Annotated in this window: 17 protein-coding genes; 13 read left to right on the top strand and 4 right to left on the bottom strand. The window is 67.9% G+C overall.

From position 1 onward, the window contains the following. On the top strand, positions 1 to 269 hold a 269-nt coding region (locus M9902_RS11545), incomplete at its 5' end, for a Bax inhibitor-1/YccA family protein (protein WP_297223161.1). Between the two features lie 200 nt (positions 270 to 469). Here M9902_RS11545 and M9902_RS11550 read toward each other — a convergent pair. Together M9902_RS11550 and grxC are read right to left on the bottom strand one after the other, a co-directional pair. Next, a complete protein-coding gene (locus M9902_RS11550; RefSeq protein WP_297223164.1) occupies positions 470 to 1474 on the bottom strand; it encodes an isocitrate dehydrogenase in 1005 nt (334 codons plus the stop codon). A 156-nt stretch (positions 1475 to 1630) separates the two neighbouring features. Continuing rightward, positions 1631 to 1912 (bottom strand): glutaredoxin 3, encoded by a 282-nt coding sequence (gene grxC, locus M9902_RS11555; protein WP_291230804.1) that lies wholly within the window; start codon positions 1910 to 1912, stop codon positions 1631 to 1633. Between the two features lie 111 nt (positions 1913 to 2023). On the opposite strand from grxC, the gene M9902_RS11560 reads away from it, so the two are divergent. From M9902_RS11560 to ppx, 5 genes are all read left to right on the top strand, one after another. Further along, a complete protein-coding gene (locus M9902_RS11560; protein WP_297223166.1) occupies positions 2024 to 3640 on the top strand; it encodes a M48 family metalloprotease in 1617 nt (538 codons plus the stop codon). 51 nt (positions 3641 to 3691) lie between these two features. Further along, positions 3692 to 4393: a phosphate regulon transcriptional regulator PhoB gene (phoB, locus tag M9902_RS11565; RefSeq protein WP_297223168.1), complete on the top strand. Its 702-nt coding sequence runs from the start codon at positions 3692 to 3694 to the stop codon at positions 4391 to 4393. Positions 4394 to 4471: 78 nt separating this feature from the next. Next, complete coding sequence (phoR, locus tag M9902_RS11570) at positions 4472 to 5806, top strand: phosphate regulon sensor histidine kinase PhoR (protein WP_297223170.1); 1335 nt, start codon at positions 4472 to 4474, stop codon at positions 5804 to 5806. Next, positions 5803 to 7878, top strand: a complete 2076-nt coding sequence (gene ppk1 / locus M9902_RS11575) for a polyphosphate kinase 1 (RefSeq protein ID WP_297223172.1) — start codon at positions 5803 to 5805, stop codon at positions 7876 to 7878. The genes phoR and ppk1 overlap by 4 nt, the downstream gene beginning before the upstream one ends. Then, a complete protein-coding gene (gene ppx, locus M9902_RS11580) occupies positions 7875 to 9413 on the top strand; it encodes an exopolyphosphatase (protein ID WP_297175689.1) in 1539 nt (512 codons plus the stop codon). Before ppk1 ends, ppx begins: the two co-directional genes overlap by 4 nt. A 59-nt stretch (positions 9414 to 9472) precedes the next feature. On the opposite strand, the gene M9902_RS11585 is transcribed toward ppx, so the two are convergent. After that, the gene (locus M9902_RS11585) at positions 9473 to 11068 is read right to left on the bottom strand and encodes a M20/M25/M40 family metallo-hydrolase (protein WP_297175687.1); all 1596 of its coding nucleotides are present in this window, start codon (positions 11066 to 11068) and stop codon (positions 9473 to 9475) included. A 202-nt stretch (positions 11069 to 11270) separates the two neighbouring features. On the opposite strand from M9902_RS11585, the gene rlmJ reads away from it, so the two are divergent. From rlmJ to M9902_RS11615, 6 genes are all read left to right on the top strand, one after another. After that, positions 11271 to 12128 (top strand): 23S rRNA (adenine(2030)-N(6))-methyltransferase RlmJ, encoded by an 858-nt coding sequence (rlmJ, locus tag M9902_RS11590; protein WP_297223175.1) that lies wholly within the window; start codon positions 11271 to 11273, stop codon positions 12126 to 12128. Between the two features lie 66 nt (positions 12129 to 12194). Then, positions 12195 to 13133 carry a DUF808 domain-containing protein gene (locus M9902_RS11595; protein WP_297223176.1) on the top strand — a complete coding sequence of 313 codons (939 nt, stop codon included), beginning with the start codon at positions 12195 to 12197 and terminating at the stop codon, positions 13131 to 13133. Between the two features lie 66 nt (positions 13134 to 13199). Beyond that, positions 13200 to 13781 (top strand): GNAT family N-acetyltransferase, encoded by a 582-nt coding sequence (locus tag M9902_RS11600; RefSeq protein WP_297175680.1) that lies wholly within the window; start codon positions 13200 to 13202, stop codon positions 13779 to 13781. Between the two features lie 83 nt (positions 13782 to 13864). Then, on the top strand, positions 13865 to 17437 hold the full coding sequence (gene mfd, locus M9902_RS11605; protein WP_297223178.1) for a transcription-repair coupling factor: 3573 nt from the start codon (positions 13865 to 13867) through the stop codon (positions 17435 to 17437). Positions 17438 to 17555: 118 nt separating this feature from the next. Further along, complete coding sequence (gene nfi, locus M9902_RS11610) at positions 17556 to 18233, top strand: deoxyribonuclease V (protein ID WP_297223180.1); 678 nt, start codon at positions 17556 to 17558, stop codon at positions 18231 to 18233. A gap of 96 nt (positions 18234 to 18329) precedes the next feature. Further along, entirely contained in the window at positions 18330 to 18833 is a 504-nt protein-coding gene (locus M9902_RS11615; RefSeq protein ID WP_297223182.1) for a hypothetical protein, read from the top strand. A 99-nt stretch (positions 18834 to 18932) separates the two neighbouring features. Here the strand turns inward: M9902_RS11615 and M9902_RS11620 are convergent, their stop codons facing one another. Then, positions 18933 to 19943, bottom strand: a complete 1011-nt coding sequence (locus M9902_RS11620; protein ID WP_297223198.1) for an integron integrase — start codon at positions 19941 to 19943, stop codon at positions 18933 to 18935. Positions 19944 to 20539: 596 nt separating this feature from the next. Here M9902_RS11620 and M9902_RS11625 point away from each other — a divergent pair. Next, positions 20540 to 20944 carry a hypothetical protein gene (locus M9902_RS11625; RefSeq protein ID WP_297223184.1) on the top strand — a complete coding sequence of 135 codons (405 nt, stop codon included), beginning with the start codon at positions 20540 to 20542 and terminating at the stop codon, positions 20942 to 20944. Positions 20945 to 21166: the final 222 nt, after the last annotated feature.

Consider the following 21166-nt stretch of genomic DNA (forward strand, 5'->3'; position numbering starts at 1 on the left):
ATCTGGCCCAGATCGGCATGAACCTGTTCGGCTTCCAGGGCATGAGCTTCATCAACGGCAGCAGCGCGCTGGGGATCGGCTTCAGCGTGGTCGTGGTGATCGTGGCGGCGCTGAACCTGGTGCTGGATTTCGACTTCATCGAACAGGGCGTCGAACGCGGCGCGCCGAAGTTCATGGAATGGTACGCCGCCTTCGGCCTGCTGGTGACGTTGGTGTGGCTGTATCTGGAGATGCTGCGGCTGCTGTCGAAGCTGCAATCGCGCAACTGACGATCACCAATCGCAGGAATGCAAAAGGGCGCCTTGGGGCGCCCTTTTTTCTTGCCCTGCTCCCGACCAAGGAAACACGAAGGCTGCGGCAGTGGATGCCCTTCGGTGCGAAATCAAGGGGGAGGCGTCGGCCGCAGGGCGGCGCCGGAGGACATTCGCGCCGAAGGACGTCCGCTGCCACAGCCCACCAAAAAACCCAATCAAACCCGCGCCGCGATCGCCTTGGCAAAGCCCATGGTGTTGCCATTGCCGCCCAGGTCCGGCGTCAGCGAATCCCTGGCTTCCAGGGTGGCGACGATGGCGTCGCGCAGGCGATTGGCCAGCTCCGGCTTGCCCACGTGGTCAAGCATCTGGCCCACGCCCAGCAGCAGCGCGCAGGGATTGGCGATGCCCTTGCCGGCAATGTCCGGCGCCGAGCCGTGGACCGCCTCGAAGATCGCCACCTCTTCGCCGATATTGGCGCCCGGCGCCAGCCCGAGGCCGCCGACCAGACCGGCGCACAGGTCGGAAATGATGTCGCCGAACAGGTTGGTAGTGACGATGATGTCGAACTGCTCCGGTCGCATCACCAGCTGCATGCAGGTGTTGTCGACGATCAGCTCGTTGCACTCGATGTCGGCATAGCGCACGGCGACTTCGCGCGCGGTCTTCAGGAACAGCCCCGAGGTGGACTTGAGGATATTGGCCTTGTGGACCACGGTCACCTTCCTGCGCCCGGTCTTGCGCGCCAGCTCGAAGGCGTAGCGCACGATCCGCTCCGCGCCCTGATGGGTCACCCGCGAAGTCAGCACCGCGGTCTCGCCGTCGGTCGACACTTCCTGACCTTCGCCGATGTACATGCCTTCGGTGTTTTCGCGGACGGTGATCAGGTCCACCCCGGTCGGGAAGCGCGAACGCGTGTTCGGGAAGCTCTTGGCCGGGCGCACGTTGGCGTACAGGTCGAAGTGCTTGCGCAGGGCGACGTTGATCGAACTGAAACCACCGCCAACCGGGGTAGTCAAGGGCGACTTCAGCGCCACCTGATTGCGGCGAATCGAGTCCAGAGTCGCGGCCGGCAGCAGTTCGCCGTGTTTTTCCAGCGCCGCGACGCCGGCGTCGGCAAACTCGTATTCGAAGCCGGGCTTGAGCACGTCGAGCACATGCAGCGCGGCGTCCATGATTTCCGGGCCGATGCCATCGCCGGGGATGATCGTGATCGTGGTCATTTGCGGGGATTCCAGACAGTTCGACGCCACGCGCGGGGCGTGGCGTCACGGAGGATTGAAGCCCGCCATTATCGCAGACGCGGCAAGTACCGGCATGCAATGAATACGCCAGCGTTCAGCCGGCCGCTGTGTGGCCGCGCGGGAATGCAGCCAGGCTCAGGCCGGTGACTCTCCGTCCAGCAGCGCATCCAGCTTGCCGGCGCGGTGCAGGGCCATCATGTCGTCATAGCCACCCACGTGGGCCTGACCAATGAAGATCTGCGGCACGCTGGTGCGCTTGGTCAACGCAACCATCTTTTCACGCTCGGCCGGGTCGGTATCGATCCGGATCTCGGTCCAGACCTTGTTCTTGCTCTTGAGGAAATTCTTGGCCATCACGCAGTACGGGCACTGCGCCGTGCTGTAGATGGTGATGGTCGGAGTCTGGTCGGCACTCACGAAACGCTCCGCAACGGTGGGACGGCTGCCAGTATCGGGGCGCTGGCGTGAATTTCCAGTCGCTCAAGCTCCGTTCACCCGCCGCGAACGCTGCCACGGCATCCTGTGCCGATGAAACGACGCCTGTCGCCCCTCGCCCTGGCCCTGCTCTTGACCGTCGGCGTTGCTGCGGCCCAGGACAGCCGGCTGCCGGACATGGGGTCATCCGCCGGCACCCTGCTCTCTCCCGCGCAGCAGGACCAGTACGGCGCCATGGTGCTGGCCCAGCTCCGGCACGCCGGCTACGTGCTCGACGATCCGCTGCTGGACGATTGGCTGGACGACGTTGGCCAGCGCCTCGGCGCCGCCAGCGCCAAGCCGCAGCAGCACTACACCTTCTTTCTGCTGAAGGTGCGCGAAATCAACGCGTTCGCCACCCTCGGCGGGTATGTCGCGGTCAACGCGGGGCTGGTGCTGGCGGCCGATACCGAGGACGAAGTGGCCGGCGTGCTGGCGCACGAAATTTCGCACGTCACCCAGGAGCACGTGCTGCGCGGGGCGGAAAAGGCCCAGCGCGAGAGCATCCCGATTCTGCTGGCCACCCTGGGCGCCATCATCGCCGCGCAGCAGTCCGGGGGCAGCACCAACCGCGGCGACGCCACTTCGGCGGCGATCATGACCGGGCTGGGCATGTTGCAGCAGCGCCAGATCACCTACACCCGCGACAACGAAGCCGAAGCCGACCGGATCGGCATCCGCACCCTGGCACGCGCCGGTTATCGGCCGGGAGCAATGGCCGATTTCTTCCAGACCTTGCAGGCCTGGGTGCAGATGAACCAGGGCGATGTGCGCGGCCAGGTGCCGGATTACCTGCAAACCCATCCGCTGACCCTGATCCGGATCAGCGAAGCGCGCCAGCGCGCCGCCAAGCTGGAATCGCAGCCGGCGAGCTTCACGGCCCTGACCCCGGCGCCCAACCCGCTGTTGCCGCCGGGCCTGCAGCTGGCACCGGTGCCGCCCGCCGCCGCCACCCGTCCCGACGGCGTGCGCTTCGGCTATGCCCGCGAGCGCATGCGCGTGCTCAGCGCCGCCACGGCGATGCAGGCCATCCGCGAATACCAGCAGATGCAGGCGACCAAGCCACTGGACGATGCGCGCCGCTATGGCCTGGCCGTGGCCCGCCAGCAGGCCGGCCAGACCCCGCAGGCATTGCAGGAGCTGCAACCGCTGCTGCAAGCACATCCGGACAACCTGTGGGTCCAGGTAACGGCCGCCGAGCTCGAATCGGCCAGCGGCCGCACCGCGGAAGCCGACCGCCGCTTCGAAACGCTGCTGGCGCGGATGCCGACCCGCGCCGCGGTCGCGCTGAGCTATGCGCGCGTGCTTGCCGACCGCGCGACTCCCGCCGCCGGCACCCGCGCGGTCGCGGTGCTGCGGCCGCTGCTGGCCAGCAATGCCGACAATCCGCTGTTCCAGCAGGCCTATGCGCGCGCCAACGAGATCGCCGGTGACCCGGTTCGCGCCGGTGAGGCCTGGGCCGAAGTCGCCTGGCTCGGCGGTCGCCCCGAGCAGGCGCTGGTCCAGCTCAACAACCTGAAGAAACGCCCCGATCTCGACTACTACGCACGCAGCCGGATCGATGCGCGCATCGCCGTGCTCACGCCGATCGTGATGGAACTGCGGCGGCAGGGCATCCGCGACGAGGAGGTGACGGGTGGTCGTTTGAGCTTCGGCGTGCAGGCGCACTGACGGGCGGCCGCAGCGCTTGCACAAACCGCGGCGGCAACGCACGCTCTGGCCATGCAAAAACGCCTCCTGATCGTCGAAGACGAGCCCGCAATCAGCGCGATGCTGGCCTACGCGCTGCAGCGCGACGGCCATGCGCCGGTCATCGCCGCCCATCCGGTGGCGGCCCAGGCGTTGATCGCCGAGCGCGTCCCCGACCTGATCCTGCTCGACTGGATGCTGCCCGGCAGCAGCGGGCTCGAGCTGGCGCGGCGCTGGCGGCGCGAGGACGCGACCCGCGATGTGCCGATCATCATGCTGACCGCGCGCGGCGAGGAAGACGACCGGGTGCGCGGGCTGGAAGCCGGCGTCGATGACTACGTGGTCAAGCCGTTTTCCACCCGCGAATTGCTGGCGCGGGTGCGCGCCGTGCTGCGCCGCGCCGGCGACGGCAGCGAGGATGGCCAGCTGCGGGTCGGGACGCTGCGCCTGGACACGGCGTCGATGCGCGTTTTCAAGGACACCGACACGGGCGCCCAGGCGATTGCCATCGGCCCGACCGAACTGCGCCTGCTGCAATTCCTGATGCGCCAGTGCGAGCGCGTCCACAGCCGCGCCAAGCTGCTGGACCACGTCTGGGGCAGCAGCGTCCATATCGAGGAGCGCACCGTCGACGCCCACGTCCTGCGCCTGCGCCGGGCGCTGGAGCCCTGCGGACTGGAGGCGATGGTGCAGACCGTGCGCGGGGCCGGCTATCGCCTGTCCGCGTTGGAATGACGCCGCCCGCGTCGTCGAAACGCACCGCCGACCCGCCCCAGCCGCCAGCCCCGCGCCCGGAATCCGTAGACTGCGTGCATGTCCGACCTCCTGAGCGCCGCCTGGACCACCACCCTGCTTCGGCTGCTGGCCGTGCTGGCGGCCGGCCTCGCGCTGGGTTTTCTGATCGGCCAGCCATGGCCGGGGCTGGCGCTGGCCGCGCTGGCCGCACTGCTCTGGCACGCCTGGATCCTGCGCGGCGTGCTGCTCCGCCTGGAGGCACGCCAGCGCAGCGCGGCAACGTCCCGACGCGGCGTCTGGGGCGCGCTCGCGAGCCTGCTCGATCGCGGCCATGCCGAAACCCGCGCCCGCCGGCGCCGGCTGCTGGGCCTGCTGCGCGCCTACCGCACCGCCGCCGCGACCCTCCCCGACGCGATCCTTGTGGTCGAACGCAACAGCCAGCGCCTGCTCTGGTTCAACGAGGCAGCCACCCGGCTGCTCGGCCTGCATTACCCGCACGACCGCGACGTGCCGCTGGCCAAGGCACTGGCCCCGCTGCCGATGGCGCGCTGGCTGGCGGGCGGACGCAACGCCGAGACGCTGCGCGACGTGCCCTCGCCGGTCGACCCCGCGCTGCGCCTGGACCTGCGCCTGCTGCCCTATTCGGATGACCTGTGGCTGCTGCTGGTGCACGACGTCAGCCGCCTTCTGCACCTGGAGCACATGCGCCGCGACTTCGTTGCCAACGTCTCCCACGAGCTGCGCACGCCGCTGACCGTGATCCACGGCTACCTCGAACTGCTGGACGGGCAGGAATCAGCGGAATCGGCGCCCCTGCTGGCGGAAATGCGCCGGCAGTCCGAGCGCATGACCCGGCTGGTCGAGGATCTGCTGACCCTGTCGCGGCTGGAAGGCAACGAGGAGCCGCCAGACCAGCGCGTCCCGATGCCGCCCCTGCTCGCCCACCTCGCTGGCGAAGCCGAGGCGCTCAGCGCCGGTCGGCATCGCATCCGCGTGGAAGACACCGCCGACCTCGATCTGCGCGGCGCGGCGCGGGACCTGCACAGCGCGTTCTCGAACCTGCTCAGCAACGCGGTGCGCTACACCCCGGCTGGCGGTGAAATCACGTTGCGCTTCGCCCGCGGCGCCCACGGCGGCGCCGCGCTGAGCGTTTGCGACACCGGGCCGGGGATTCCGCCCGAGCACCTGCCGCGCCTGACCGAACGCTTCTACCGCGTCTCCACCAGCCGCTCGCGCGACACCGGCGGCACCGGGCTGGGGCTGGCGATCGTCAAGCACGTGCTGGGCCAGCACGGCGCCCGTCTGGTGATCGACAGCACGCCGGGCACCGGCAGCGTCTTCAGCTGTTGCTTCCCCGCCGAACGCACCCTCGCCCGCGCCGCCGCCTCGGCAACCTCGGAGGCCGGCCCGTGAACACCGCTGTCCCGGCGCCCTCGCTCGACGACCCGTCCCTGTACGCTAACCGCGAGCTGGGCCAGATCGACTTCAACCGGCGCGTGCTCGAACAGGCGCGCGATCCCACCCTGCCGCTGCTGGAGCGTTTGCGCTACCTGTGCATCTCCTGCACCAATCTCGACGAGTTCTTCGAAATCCGCTGCGGCGCGGTGCGCCAGGCCGCCGAACTGGGCCTGCCGGCCGGCCGCGACGGCCTCGCCCCGGCAACCCTGCTCGACGAAATCCATTCCCGCGCCGCGCGCCTGGTCGAAGGCCAGTATCACTGCTTCCACGACGAGCTCAAACCCGCGCTCGCCGCGCAGGGAATCCATCTGCCCGAGCGCCACGAATGGACGCCACAGCAGGCCGACTGGCTGCGCGCCCACTTCCAGTCCGACATCATGCCGGTGCTCTCGCCGCTGGCGCTGGACCCGGCCCACCCGTTCCCGAAGATCCTCAACAAGTCCCTGAACGTGGTGGTGGTGCTGGAAGGGCGCGATGCCTTCGGCCGCGAGGGGCATCTGGCCATCGTGCGCGCGCCGCGCTCGCTGCCGCGGATCATCCGCCTGCCCGAATTGGACCCGAAGGCCGGTCAGGGCGAAAGCTTCGTGTTCCTCAGCTCGGTGCTATCGGCGTTCGCCCAGGACCTGTTCCCGGGCATGCGCGTACTCGGTGCCCACCAGTTCCGGGTGACGCGCAACGCCGAGCTGACCGTGATCGAGGACGCTGTGGACAACCTCGCGCTGGCGCTGCGCGATGAACTGGCGGGGCGTGGCTACCTGCGCGCCGAACGGCTGGAAATCGACACCGCCTGCCCGGACGCCGTGGTGGCGCTGTTGCTGGACAACTTCGGCCTGACGGCGCGCGCGCTGTACCGGATCCACGGGCCCGTCAATCTCAGCCGCGTGGCCCGGGTCTGCCGCATGGTGGAACGCCCGGACCTCAAGTTTCCGCCGTTCCAGCCGCGCCTGCCGCCGGGCACGGACTCCCTGTTCGAACGCCTGCGCGAGGGCGACCTGTTGCTGCACCATCCCGGCGACAGCTTCGCGCCGGTGCTGGAACTGGTGCGCCAGGCCGCTGATGATCCGGACGTGCTGGCGATCAAGCAGACCCTGTACCGCACCGCCCGCGAGTCGCCGATCGTCGAACACCTGGTGCGCGCCGCACGCGGCGGCAAGGACGTGACGGTGGTGGTGGAACTGCGGGCCCGCTTCGACGAGGAGGCCAACCTGCGGCTCGCCGACCGCCTGCAGGAAGCCGGGGTCCAGGTCGTCTACGGCGTGGTCGGGCACAAGGCGCACGCCAAGATGCTGCTGATCGTCCGGCGCGAGGACGGCGCGCTGCGGCGCTACGTGCACCTGTCCACCGGCAACTACCACAGCGACACCGCCCGCGCCTACACCGACTTCGGGCTGCTGAGCGCCGATCCGGACATCGGCAACGACGTCCACCTGATCTTCCAGCAGCTGTCCGGGCTGGCGGCACCGCCGCGGCTGGCGCGCCTGCTGGAATCGCCGTTCACCCTGCACCGCGGCGTGCTGGAAAAGATCCGGCGCGAGACCGCACACGCCCGCCACGGGCGCAAGGGGCGGATCCTCGCCAAGATGAACGCGATCAACGAACCCGAGGTGGTGCGCGCACTCTACGAAGCTTCGCGGGCCGGCGTGGAAATCGATTTGATCGTGCGCGGCGCCTGCGCCCTGCGCCCCGGCATCGCCGGCGTTTCGGACACTGTCCGGGTGCGCTCGATCGTCGGCCGCTTCCTCGAACACCACCGCATCTGGTGGTTCGGCAACGACGGCGCGCCCGAGCTGTTCTGCTCGTCCGCGGATTGGCTGGAACGCAACCTGCTGCGCCGGATCGAAATCGCCTTCCCCATCCTCGACCCCGCGCTGGCCCGACGCGTGCTGCAGGAAGGCCTGCTCGACTATCTGGCCGACAACCGCGATGCCTGGTTGCTCGGCCCGGACGGGCGCTACGAAAAATGCCGGGCCGACGGCGACCCGCCGTTCTCGGCCCAGCTTGCGCGACTGGAACCCCTGCCCCGATGACGCCCGCCACCTCCCGCCGACCACGCCCGCTGGATCCACCGCACGAGGGCGACCTGCTGGCCGCGATCGACCTTGGCTCGAACAGTTTCCACATGGTGGTGGCGCAACGCGTGCTCGGCCAGCTGCGGGTGGTCGACCGCCTGCGCGAAACCGTGCGGCTGGCCGAAGGCCTGGACAAGACCGGCCGGCTGGCACCCGCGGTGCAGGCGCGCGCGCTGGCCTGCCTGGCCCGCTTCGGCCAGCGCATCGCCGGCTTCGATGCCCGCCAGGTTCGCGCCGTGGCCACCCACAGCGTCCGCCAGCTGCGTCATCCGGAAGACTTCCTGGGCCCGGCCGAGGCCGCGCTGGGACACGCCATCGACGTCATCTCCGGACGCGAGGAAGCCCGCCTGATCTACCTCGGCGTCGCCCACGCGCAGCCGCCGCCGCCCGGCCGCAAGCGGCTGGTGATCGACATCGGCGGCGGTTCCACCGAATGCATCATCGGCCTCGGGATGCAGCCGCTGGAGCGCGAGAGCCTGCAAGTCGGCTGCATCGCCAGCACCCTGCGCTTCTTTCCCGACGGCCGCCTGACCGCGGCCCGCTGGCGCATGGCGCAAACCGAAATCGGCGCCGAGTTCCAGCAGTTCGCCGCCACCTACCGCGACCTCGGCTGGGACGAGGCCATCGGCTCGTCCGGCACCCACAAGGCGATCGGGGAAATCTGCGCGAAGCTGCAGTTGACCAAGGGCGCGATCACCGCCGCCGCGCTGCCGGTGATCCGCGACCGCCTGCTCACGGCTGGCCGGATCGATGCCATCGACCTGCCGGGACTGGCCGACGAACGCCGCCCGATCATCGCCGGCGGCGTGCTCATCCTCGAAGCCGCGTTCGCCGCCCTCGGCCTGCAGCGGATGCAGGTCAGCCAGGCCGCGCTGCGCGAAGGCGTGCTGTTCGAACTGCTCGGCCGCGGCGGCGCCGACGATCCGCGCGCGCAGTCGGTGGCCGCGCTGATGCAGCGCTACGGCGTTGACGTCGCGCAGGCCGCGCGGGTCGAAACCACGGCGTTGCAGCTGTTCGACCTGCTCGCCGCCGACTGGGCGCTGGGCGAGGACGCGCGTCAGCTGCTGGCGCACGCCGCCCGCTTGCACGAGATCGGGCTGGCGATCGCGCACAGCGGCTACCACCGGCACGGCGCCTATGTGTTGCTCAACTCCGACATCGCCGGCTTCTCGCAACAGGAGCAGCGCCTGCTCGCGGCGCTGGTGCTGGCGCAGCGCCGCAAGATCGGGAAAACACTGTTCGAAATGATCCCGGAGCGCCTGCTGGCCGACACCCGGCATACCGCGGCCCTGCTGCGGCTGGCGGTGCTGCTGCGGCGCGCGCGCAGCGACGCGGCGCTGCCGGCGCTGTCCCTGCGCGCCGAAGGCGAGCAGCTGCGGCTGCGGATCGACGCCCGCTGGCTGAGCGCGCATCCGCTGCTGCGCGCCGATCTGGAAAGCGAACTCACCGGCATGCGCGGGCTCGGCGTCGCGCTGGAACTGGCGCTCGGCTGAGCCGTTGCCCGGTTGTCGCGCCGGCCCGCCGTATCCGCCGGGCCGGCCAACGCCAGGCCTTATTGCACCGGCTTGCGCGGCATCCGCTGCGGGCGCATCGCGGTGTTGTACGCGAACGCCGCGACGATCGCCGCCGCCTGCTTGAGGTCGTCTTCGACCGCATGGTCGAGGGTGTCCAGATCGCTGTGGTGGGCGTGGGTGAAGTAATCCAGCGGGTCCTGCACGAACTGGAAGCCGGGCACGCCGACCGCATCGAAACTGACGTGGTCGGTGCTGCCGGTGTTGCGCTGGGTGACGATGGTGGCGCCGACGTCATGCCACGGCCGCAGCCATTCCTCGAAGATCGGCGCCGCGGCCAGGTTTTCCTGCGCGTAGATCCCGCGGATCCGGCCGCTGCCGTTGTCGAGGTTGTAGTAGGCCGAGATGCGTTCGAACTCGGTACCGGGGATCGGCTTGCCCTTGTTTTGGCGGAAGAACGCCGGGATGGCCTTCTGCTCGGGGTCGGTCGGCTCCGGAAAATGGGCAACGTGGCGCGCCACGTAAGCCTGCGAGCCGATCAGACCCTGCTCTTCGCCGGTCCACAGGGCAATCCGGATGGTGCGATTGGGGCGGGCACCGATCGCCTTCAGGATGCGCATCGCCTCCATCATCACCGCCACCCCGGCGCCGTTGTCATTGGCGCCGCTGCCGGCATGCCAGGAATCCATGTGCGCGCCGAGCATCACGATTTCATTGCGCTGCGGGCCACTGCCGGGGATTTCGGCAATGGTGTTGTAGCCGGGCTGGTTGGCCGCATCGAGGAACTGCGCATCCACCTTCAGCCGCAGCCGCACCGGCCGCTTGTCCTTGAGCGCGCGCATGACGGTGTTGTAGTGCTCGGCCGCCATCACCAGCGCCGGCACGCCGACCGCTTCGCCGGCCTTGCGCGATCCGCCACCCGTCACCCGCACGATGCCGTCGTTCCAACTGCTGATCGACACCGTCGCCAGCACGCCCTCGTCGATCAGGTACTGGTTGAGCAAAGGCGCCAGCTCCATGCGTGCGCGGAAGCGCGCCATCATCGCCGGATCGAACCCGCGATCCTTCGGCATCGGGAAGGACAGCATTTCATCCAGTTCGGAATCGGTGTAGCGCTGGGTATCCGGCTTGTCGGCGGACTTGTAGGCGCGCGCGTCGTCGACGAACACGATCTTGCCGCGCAGTTTGCCCTTCCACTGCTCCAGATCCTGCTTCGACTCGAGCTTGACGAAAATCGCGTCGCCTTCGACCGTGCCGCTGGTGCCCGGCGTCCACGCCTTGGGCAGGGCGTGCAGCGGCATCGTCCGCGGGCTGAGCATTTCCACTTGCGCATCGGTGAACGCCCAACCGCGACCAAGGTCATCCACGGCCTCGTCGCGGACGTTGGACAGCCCCCACTCGGTCATCTGCTGGCGGGTCCAGCGGTTGGCCTCGCTCATGCCCGGCGAATTGGTCAGGCGCGGGCCGATGGTGTCGGTCAGGTGGCTCAAGGTGGCCATCACCTGGGAGCGGTGGAAGGCCTCCGCGCGGATCCGCGCGGTCATGTCGAGATCGACCCGTTCCTGCGCCGACGCGCCCGACAGGCCTGCCACTCCGCCGGCGAGCAGGGCCGCCGTCCACAGCAGATGTTTCATCATGGTTCCCGGTGAAGATGCGACGCTAGAGTCTAGCGACCGCCTGTGCGTGCGTACCTGGGCCATCGGTCACGGTTGACCAGGCTTGACTGCCGCAGCTGTGCCGGCGTGCACGCGGTTGCCAGTCCGGGTTTGCCGCCCAGGACTCCGCGGCCGGCACTGAAGCAGATGCGCGCTCTGGAATCCTGCCGCTAGAATCCTGCCGGTGAATTACCGCCACGCCTTCCACGCCGGCAACCACGGCGACGTCCTCAAGCACGTGGTCCTGCTGGCGCTGTGCCAGGCCCTCACCGTCAAGCCGGCGCCCTGCTTCGCGCTGGACACCCACGCCGGGCGCGGCCTGTATCGCCTCGACGATGACACCGCGCGGAAAACCGGTGAGGCGCAGGGCGGCATCGCCCGCCTGCTCGCCCTCGCGGCCCCGCCGCACGCGCTGCAACCGCTGCTGGCCGCCGTGCGCGCCTGCCGCCAGCAGCATGGCGAGTCCGCCTACCCCGGCTCGCCCTGGCTGCTGGCCCACGCGCTGCGGGCACAGGACCGGATCGCGCTGTGCGAACTCCAGGACGAGGAAGCCCAGGCGCTGCGCGTGGCCCTCCCGCACGACCCGCGCATCGCCATTCACGTCCGCGACGGCTACGCCGCGGTCAAGGCCCTGCTGCCGCCGCACGATCGCGGGCAGGCGCTGGCGCGCGGCCTGGTGTTGATCGACCCGCCCTACGAGGCGCAGCTGGCGGAATTCGGGCAGGCGCTGGCCGCGCTGCGCGAAGGGCTCACCCGCTGGCCGCAGGGCGCATTCGCCCTGTGGTACCCGATCAAGCTGGGGCGAGCGCTGCAGCCGTTCCGTCGCGCCGCCGCACAGCTACCGGCGCGCGCCGTGCTGCAGGTCGAACTGCGGGTGCGGCCCGACGATTCGCCGCTGCGCATGAACGGCAGCGGCATGCTGCTGCTCAACCCGCCGTGGCAGCTCGATCGCGCCCTCGCTCCGGCGCTGGAGGCCCTGCAAGCGGGCTTGGGCGAAGCCGGCGCCTCCGCCTCGATCGACTGGCTGCGCAGCCCGGCTTGACCTGTCGCATGCATCGCCCCGACCCGGGCATGGCAAAATTCCCGATCCACCGCCCGCCAGACGCCCATGCCCTCCAGCTTCTTCGCCCTGTTCGACGACATTGCCTCGCTGCTGGACGACATCTCCGCGATGACCAAGGTCGCCGCCGGCAAAACCGCCGGCGTGGTCGGCGACGATCTGGCGGTGAACGCCGAGCAGGTCAGCGGCTCGGCCGCCGATCGCGAGCTGCCGGTGGTGTGGGCGGTCGCCAAGGGTTCGATGGTCAACAAAGCCATCCTGGTGCCGGCGGCAATGGGCATCTCGCTGCTGGAAACCTGGCTGCACGGCCGCGGGTTCTCCATCCCGCTGATCCTGTCCCTGCTCACCATCGGCGGCTGCTACCTGTGCTATGAAGGCGTGGAAAAACTCGCCCACGAGGCGGTCAAGCGGCACCGTCGCCGCAACGGCACCGCGGTGGTGGAAGAAATCGAGGAACTGCCGGAGGACCTGGCCGCCTTCGAGCGGGGAAAAATCAAGGGCGCGATCCGCACCGACTTCGTGCTGTCCGCCGAAATCATCGTGATCTCGCTGGGCACCGTCGCCATGGAGCCGCTGCTGACCAAGCTCGGGGTCCTGATCGTGATCGCCGTGTTGATGACCGTGGGCGTCTACGGGCTGGTCGCGGGAATCGTCAAACTCGACGATTTCGGCCTCTACCTCACCCGCCCCGACAAGAACCGGGGAGCCAAGGCGTTCGGACGCGGTTTGCTGGCGCTGGCCCCGCGGATGATGCAGTTCCTGTCGGTGGCCGGCACGGTGGCGATGTTCCTGGTCGGCGGCGGCATCCTCGTGCATGGCATCCCGGTGCTGCACCACTTCGCGCAGGCCCACGCCGACGACATGCCGGGCTGGTTCGGGGTGGCCCTGTTCAATATCGGGGTCGGAATGGCCACCGGGCTGCTGCTGCTGGTCGCGGTTTCGGCGCTGACCCGGCTGCGCAAGCGCCGGCGCCAACCCGCGTCCTGACGGCTTCCTGAATGGCCCTGTGATCAAATCTCCCGTTGTTAACGAAATTTGCGCGAGGATGGCGGGATGGCCGCACGCAACCGCATGCCCCCCTGGCACGAACACGTCCGTTTGCCGAACGGGCGTGAAGTCCTGATTCGTCCGATCCGCCCCGAGGACGCCGAACCGATGCGGGCCGCGTTTACCCTGCTCAAGCCCGACGAAGTCCGCCAGCGCTTCCTGCATCCGATGAAGGAATTGGGCGCCGCGCAGATCGAACAACTGGTGCGTCCGGATCCACGCCGCGATTTCGCGCTGGTGGCCGCCGAACCGCTGCCGCCGGGCGAGGCCTTGGTCGGGGCAGTGGCGCGGGTATCGGTCGAACCCAACGGCAAGGACGCCGAATTCGCCATTTTGGTCAGCCACTATGTCAACGGCATGGGGCTGGGCCGGCGGATGATGCGCAAATTGGTGCGCTGGGCGCGCGGGCGCAAGGTGCAGCGCATCTACGGAGACGTGCTGGAAAGCAACCAGCCGATGCAATCGCTCGCCGGCTCGCTGGGTTTCCATCGCGAGGCCTCCAGCGAAGCCGGGCTGGTGCGGATGGTGCTGGACCTGCCGCCGCCCAAACCGAAGATTCCACGCTCGCCGCTGGCTCCGACTGCCTGAGCGCAGGCCGGTAGAATGACCGGCCTCCAACCCCCTCACGCCACCCCGAGTCGCGGCCGCTGGCGTGCGCTTGAACCGTTTCGATGCCGTCTTCCGGATTGACCTTCACCGTACCGCTGCCCCGCGCCGGCCATCGCCGCGCCTGGTGGCGCCTGCCCGGCAGCTACACCGGGCTTGCCTGCGCGATCCTGGCGGCCTGCCGGCAGCACGACGGGCCGGTGCTGGTGATCGCCGCCGACAACGCCGCCGCCCACCAGCTCGAATCCGACCTGCGCCTGCTGGCCGCCGGCAGCGGGCTGGACGTCCACGGCCTGCCGGATTGGGAAACCCTGCCCTACGATCGTTTCAGCCCGCACCCGGACATCGTCAATCGCCGGCTCTCGACCCTGGCCGCGCTGCCCGACCTGCGCCGTGGCGCGGTGGTGGTGCCGGTGGCCACCCTGATGCAGCGGCTGGCCCCGCGCAGCCACATCATCGGCAGCCGCTTCGACCTGCGCACAGGCCAGCGGCTCGATCTCGATGCGGAAAAACGCCGGCTGGAATCCGCCGGCTACCGCCACGTCCCGCAGGTCAACGATCCCGGCGATTTCGCGGTGCGCGGTGGCTTGCTCGACGTCTTCCCGATGGGCGCCAAGGCGCCGTTCCGGATCGAGATGCTCGACGATGAGATCGAGGCCATCCGCCTCTTCGACCCCGACAGCCAGCGTTCTCTGGAAAAAGTGCCTGCAATCGAATTGCTGCCGGGGCGCGAGATCCCGCTCGAGGACGCGCCGGTGCAACGTGCGTTGGCCACGCTGCGCGAGCGCTTCGACATCGATCTGCGGCGCAGCCCGCTGGTGCAGGACCTCAAGGCCGGGCTGGCACCGGCCGGGATCGAGTATTACCTGCCGCTGTTCTTCCAGCCCCCGCGTGGCGCCAGCACCGGCACCGAAACCCTGTTCGACTACCTCGCCCCGAACACCCTGCCGCTGCTGGGCACCGGCGTCGGCGCGGCGATGGACGCCGCCTGGCAGCGCATCGGCGAGCGCCATGAGCAATTGCGCCACGACATCGAACGCCCGATCCTGCCGCCATCCGAACTGTGGCTGGCGCCGGATGCGCTGCGTGAACAGCTCAATCGCGGCCCACGCATCGAAGTCTGCGACACCCAGCACCCTCGCCACGGCGAGGCCAAGCCGCTGCCGGTGCAACCCGCGCCCAACCTGCCGTTAGTGGCCAAGGACCACGCGCCGGCACAAGCCCTGCATGAGTTCCTGCGCAACTACCCCGGCCGCGTGCTGATCGCCAGCGAAACGGCCGGGCGCCGCGAAGCACTGCGCGAGCTGCTGGACGCGGCCAAGCTGGCGCCCACCATTGCCGATAGCTGGGCAGCGTTCGCGTTTCCTTCTCCCTCCGGGAGAAGGTGGCGCGAAGCGCCGGATGAGGGCGCATTGGCGCACCCGACCCACGCCCCGGAGGGAGAGGGGCCTGCCTTCGCCATCGCGGTCGCGCCCTTCGATGACGGCTTCGCGCTCGACGCCCCGCGCCTGTGCGTACTCACCGAGCGCCAGCTGTTCCCGGAACGCGCCGCGCAGCCGCGCAGCCGCAAGCGCGCCGGACGCGAACCCGAGGCCATCATCCGCGACCTCGGCGAGCTCAGCCTCGGCGCGCCCATCGTCCACGAAGATCACGGCGTCGGCCGCTACCGAGGCTTGGTCGCGATGCAGGTCGGTGGTCTGCCTGGCGAATTCCTCGACATCGAGTACGCCAAGGGCGACCGCCTGTACGTGCCGGTGGCCCAGCTCGACCGCATCAGCCGCTATTCCGGCGCCAATCCCGACACCGCGCCGTTGCACAACCTCGGCGGCGAACAATGGGCCAAGGCGAAGAAGAAAGCCGCCGACAAGGTCCGTGACGTCGCCGCCGAACTGCTGGAGATCCAGGCCAAGCGGCAGGCGCGGCGCGGCATGGCGATCGACGTCGATCGCATCCTGTACGAACCTTTTGCAGCGAGCTTCCCGTTCGAGGAAACCCCCGACCAGCATGCCGCCATCGAAGCGGTCCTGCGCGATCTCGCCAGCAGCCAGCCGATGGATCGGGTGGTCTGCGGCGACGTCGGTTTCGGCAAGACCGAGGTGGCGGTGCGCGCCGCCTTCGCCTGCGCCAGCGCCGGCAAGCAAGTCGCCCTGCTGGTGCCCACCACCCTGCTGGCCGAACAGCACTACCAGACACTGCGCGATCGCTTCGCCGACTGGCCGCTGCGGGTGGAAGTGCTCTCGCGTTTCAAGTCGAAGAAGGAGATCGAGGCCGAATTGCAGAAACTGGCCGACGGCAAGCTCGACGTGATCGTCGGCACCCACCGCCTGCTGCAACCGGACGTGAAATTCGCCGACCTTGGCCTGGTCATCGTCGATGAAGAACAACGCTTCGGCGTGCGCCAGAAAGAAGCGCTGAAAAAACTGCGCGCCAACGTCCATCTGCTTACGCTCACCGCAACTCCCATCCCGCGTACCTTGAACATGGCGATGGGCGGCCTGCGCGATCTCTCGATCATTGCCACACCGCCGGCCAACCGGCTCGCGGTGCAGACCTTCGTGCACGCCTGGGATGCGGCGCTGCTGCGCGAAGCCTTCCAGCGCGAACTGGCGCGCGGCGGTCAGGTGTATTTCCTGCACAACGACGTCGAGAGCATCCAGCGCATGCGCGAAGAATTGCAGGCGCTGGTGCCGGAGGCGCGGATCGGGATTGCCCATGGGCAACTGCCCGAACGCGAGCTGGAACGGGTGATGCTCGACTTCCACAAGCAGCGCAGCAACGTGCTGCTGTGTTCGACGATCATTGAATCCGGCATCGATATTCCCAATGCCAATACCATCCTGATCAACCGCGCCGACAAATTCGGGCTGGCACAGTTGCACCAGCTGCGCGGCCGGGTCGGCCGCAGTCACCACCGCGCCTACGCCTACCTGCTGATCCCCGACCGCCGCAGTATCACCGCCGATGCGCGCAAGCGCCTCGATGCGATCGCCTCGATGGACGAACTCGGCGCCGGCTTCACCCTCGCCACCCACGACCTGGAAATCCGCGGTGCCGGCGAACTGCTGGGCGAAGAACAGAGCGGGCAGATGGCCGAAGTCGGCTTCAGCCTCTACACCGACCTGCTGGCGCGCGCGGTGCGCTCGATCAAGCAAGGCAAGCTGCCCGATGTCGATGCGCCAGACCGGCACGGCGCCAACGTCGACCTGCACGTCCCCGCGCTGATTCCCGATGATTATCTGCCCGATCCGCACCTGCGCCTGACCCTGTACAAGCGCATCAGCGCTGCCCCGGACAGCGAGGCCCTGCGCGACTTGCAGATCGAGATGATCGACCGCTTCGGCCTGCTGCCGGAGCCGGCCAAACACCTGTTCGCCACCGCCGAACTCAAACTCGACGCCACCCGCCTGGGCATCCGCAAACTCGACCTCGCCGCCACCGGTGGCCGCATCCACTTCGTCGAAAAGCCCGCGGTCGACCCGATGGCGGTGATCCAGTTGATCCAGGGCCAACCCCGGCACTACCGCATGGATGGCCCGGACAAGTTGCGGATCAGCCTCGACCTGCCCGACGCCGCCGCCCGCTTCAGCGCAGCACGCGGCCTGCTGACCGCGTTGGCACCGAGTATCGGGAAGGTCTGAACAACGCCATCCCGGCGTTGTCAGCCGGCGTCGCGTCCGGCGCAGGCTGTGGCGTCATCCGCCCGATCGCCGCGTGCGTGGCACAGTAATGCCTCACATCAGCGAAGGATCCCGCCCCGTGCAAGACGCGCTCGACCTGTTCCCGACATGGACCGGCAACGAGGCCCCCCTGCGCGACCTGCAAGCTCAACTGGCCCGACGCGTCCTGCTGCGTGACGACTTCGCGAAAACCCTGCGCAGCGTGGCCGGCTTCAGTGTCGGCTTCGACAACGAAAGCGGCATCACCCGCGCTGCGGCAGTGCTGATGGATGCGGCGACGTTGGAGGTCATCGACCAACAGCTCGTCCACCTGCCCACGCGCATGCCCGACATTCCGGGACTGTCAGGATTTCGCGGCGTGCCGGCCTTGCTGGCCGCACTCGCTGCCCTGAAGCAGCGACCCGACCTCGCCTTGATCGATGGCCAAGGCATCGCCCATCCGCGCCGGTTCGGCAGCGCCTGCCATTTCGGCCTCGCCGCCAACCTGCCCACGATCGGCATCGGAACATCCGTCCTGATCGGCAGCACGCGGCTGGAACTGCACGCCATCCGCGGCGCCTTCACGCCCCTGCGCGACGGCGCCGAACAGATCGGCTGGCTGCTGCGCAGCCAACCCGGCGTCGACCCCATCGTCATCTCCCCCGGCCACCGCGTCGCCATGGCCTCCGCGCCGGGGCTGGCCATGCAGTTCACCTCCCGCGATCGCTTGCCTGAACCGATCCGGCTCGCCGACCGACTTGCCTCGCAGCAGGCTTGAGCAGCCCCGGCTCCCTTCACCGCAACGAAATCTGTCGCGCTGCGTTCAGCCATGGCGCAGTATGAAAGAAGCTCGACAACGAACAGGTGACCGCAGATGCACCGCCACGCACTTCCGATCACGCTCGCCCTCGGCGCGGCAATGCTTGCCGGCTGCAGCAACGCCGTCCCGCGCCCGCAACCAGGGTCTGAGACCAGTGCAGCGCACAACGCTCCGAACCCTTCAGCCCCGACCACCACGGCCCCCGCAGAGAATGCCATGGCAAACGACCACGCGAACCCGCCTGCACAGGAATCGCACACCCTGAAGCTCGATCTCGGTGCTCGCGCCAGCCTGCCCGATGGCAGCCAACTTGCCTACCTGGAACTGGTCAACGACTCCCGCTGCCCGCCGGACGTGCGATGCGTCTGGGCCGGCAACGCCGAAATCCGCCTGCGCTGGACGTCGACCCGCAACGACAGCAGGGACTTCACCCTCAACACCAGCCCCGTCGGCGGCAAAGCCACCTCAGCCACTTTGGGCGAATTCGAAATCCGCCTGCAAGCGCTGGAACGTGGTGTCGCGCCTGCGGCTACGCTCGAGATCAAGCCGGTGCGCTGAATAACCATCAGGAATGCCGGGCGATGCGGATCCCATCCGGCGAACGAACGCTGGATCCCTGTCACTGGCACCGATTCCGTCGGTGCTTGAGCCGAGCCATCACCCGGAATCGAGCGGACTCCGCACCCCGCGCCCACCCCGGTTCAGGACGTGGGTATAAATCTGCGTCGTCGCCACATCCTTGTGACCGAGCAATTCCTGAATCGTCCGGATGTCATAGCCGGATTCCAGCAAATGGGTGGCGAAGGTATGCCGCAGCGTGTGCGCGCTCACCAACTTGTCGATACCCGCCTGCTCCCGCGCCCGTTTGATCGCACGTGACAACACGGCGTCATCGACATGATGACGATGCGTGCGCCCCGTCCGTGGATTGACCGAACGCTGGTCCGAGGGAAACACGAACTGCCAGCCAAAGTCCTTGCTCGCATTCGGATACTTGCGCGCCAGCGCATCCGGCAGCGGCGTCTCCCCGAACCCTTCGGCGAGATCCCGGACGTGCAACACCCGCGCCCGCTCGATCTCGCGGCGCAACGGCTCCTCCAATGTGCGCGGCAACATCGTGCGCCGGTCCTTCGCCCCCTTGCCATTGCGGATCAGGATTTCATTGCGCGCAAAATCCACATCCTTGACCCGCAACCGCAAACACTCCATCAACCGCATCCCCGTGCCATACAGCAAACTGGCCATCAGCCAGGGCCGTCCTGACATCATCGACAGCAACTGCCGCACCTCCGAGTGGGACAGCACCGTCGGCAACCGTCGCGATCGCTTGGCCCGAAGCACCGTCTCCATCCACGGCAACTCGACCAGCAACACCTCCCGGTACAGGAAAAGCAAGGCCGACAGCGCCTGATTCTGCGTACTGGCCGACACCCCGCCGACAACCGCCAGACTGCTGAGAAATGCCTCCACCTCAGGCCCACCCATCTCCCGCGGATGTCGCCGTCCGTTGGCCAAGATGAACCGACGGATCCATCCCAAATAGGCCTGTTCCGTCCGCAAACTGTAGCGTTTTGCTCGCAACTTGCAGCGAACCACCTCCAACAGGCCGGGATGTCGCGCAGGTTTCACCTCGCCGATTACAACCGCGTTTTCAGGTGTATACGTCATACGCACTCGCATCACGCCCCATACTTGGCCATGTTAAGCATTTGAACATGTCCCGGCATCAGGCAAATGACTGATCCGAGGTAGGAATTTGCCTTGACCTCCGCCCATCAAAGCGCCACCATCGGTCCCACACCCCGCTCTTGGGGTCTACTAGGCGTTAGACCTCAGCGGATCAGGAATAAAGCGTTATATGAAGGGGCCTGTTGGCTTGTCCGCTTCTGATACTCACTCCGGGCTTTCCTAGCCAACAACGCGGCATTGTCCGTATCGACTGAATGCGCTCCCGTCTGCTAGAAAAGCGTCATGGCAACGAGGCAAAGCTTGCTTTGACGCGTTGCCCTGGCGCTTTTCCGGGCCGTTGCGGCAGGGCTGGCGCCCGTGGGGCCCCACACCGCAGCACGTCAAGGCTTCCCGCCCGGCACGTTGCGGCAGCAAGGCACCCACACACCCCGCGCATGGCACGCATCCTCGCCCGCAGAGGTCTAACACGTCGTTCAAGCCGACGCCGCTTCGTGGCATCGTGCTATCTTCGTACTTCCGGCCGCGCCGGCACGCGGGCACCGCGTGCGGCGCGGCTCAACTAGGCGTTAGGCGCCATGCAGATCAGGAATTCGCTCATCGTTACCCTGCTGCTTCTCACGGGATGCGCCGCGAGTCGCGGCAGTGTTTTTACGGCAACGAGAGATCCTGCCTTTGACACCTATCCACAGGACAAACTGGACAAGGTCAGTATTGGCTGGCTCGCTCACAGCGGAACCATGGCTGTTTCAACGATCACCAGGATCAGCCCATCAGACTGGGTGCCGCGCAGCTCGGTTGTTATTCGAGAGAGCAACGACACAATTCTTGTTTGCTATTCGGTGGTCCATCGCTCCGGTCAGCCCGTGGGCGAGCCACCGGTCGCAACACGAATCACCTTCCTTGTTCCTGGCATTCAACGAGATGACTCACGCAAGGTATTGCTTTCATCAACCTGCGGGAGTGCGTCGTCTGGCGCCTAACAATTCGTTCAAGCCGAACCCGCTTCACGGCGGCAAATTTTTCAGGTATGTTCGTGCTCTATTGCCGCCGTGCAGCGGGTCGGCTTAACTCAGGCGTTAGGCCATGACGAGGAACCGCAATGCGTCTTAGCAACATTTCGGGGTGGACACGCATCGCCATAGTTATTAGTGTCAGCTGGATCATTATTGTCCTCGGATACACACTGTTTGAGTATTTCATTT

The organism is Thermomonas sp. (genome assembly GCF_023953935.1).
Taxonomy (GTDB): domain Bacteria; phylum Pseudomonadota; class Gammaproteobacteria; order Xanthomonadales; family Xanthomonadaceae; genus Thermomonas.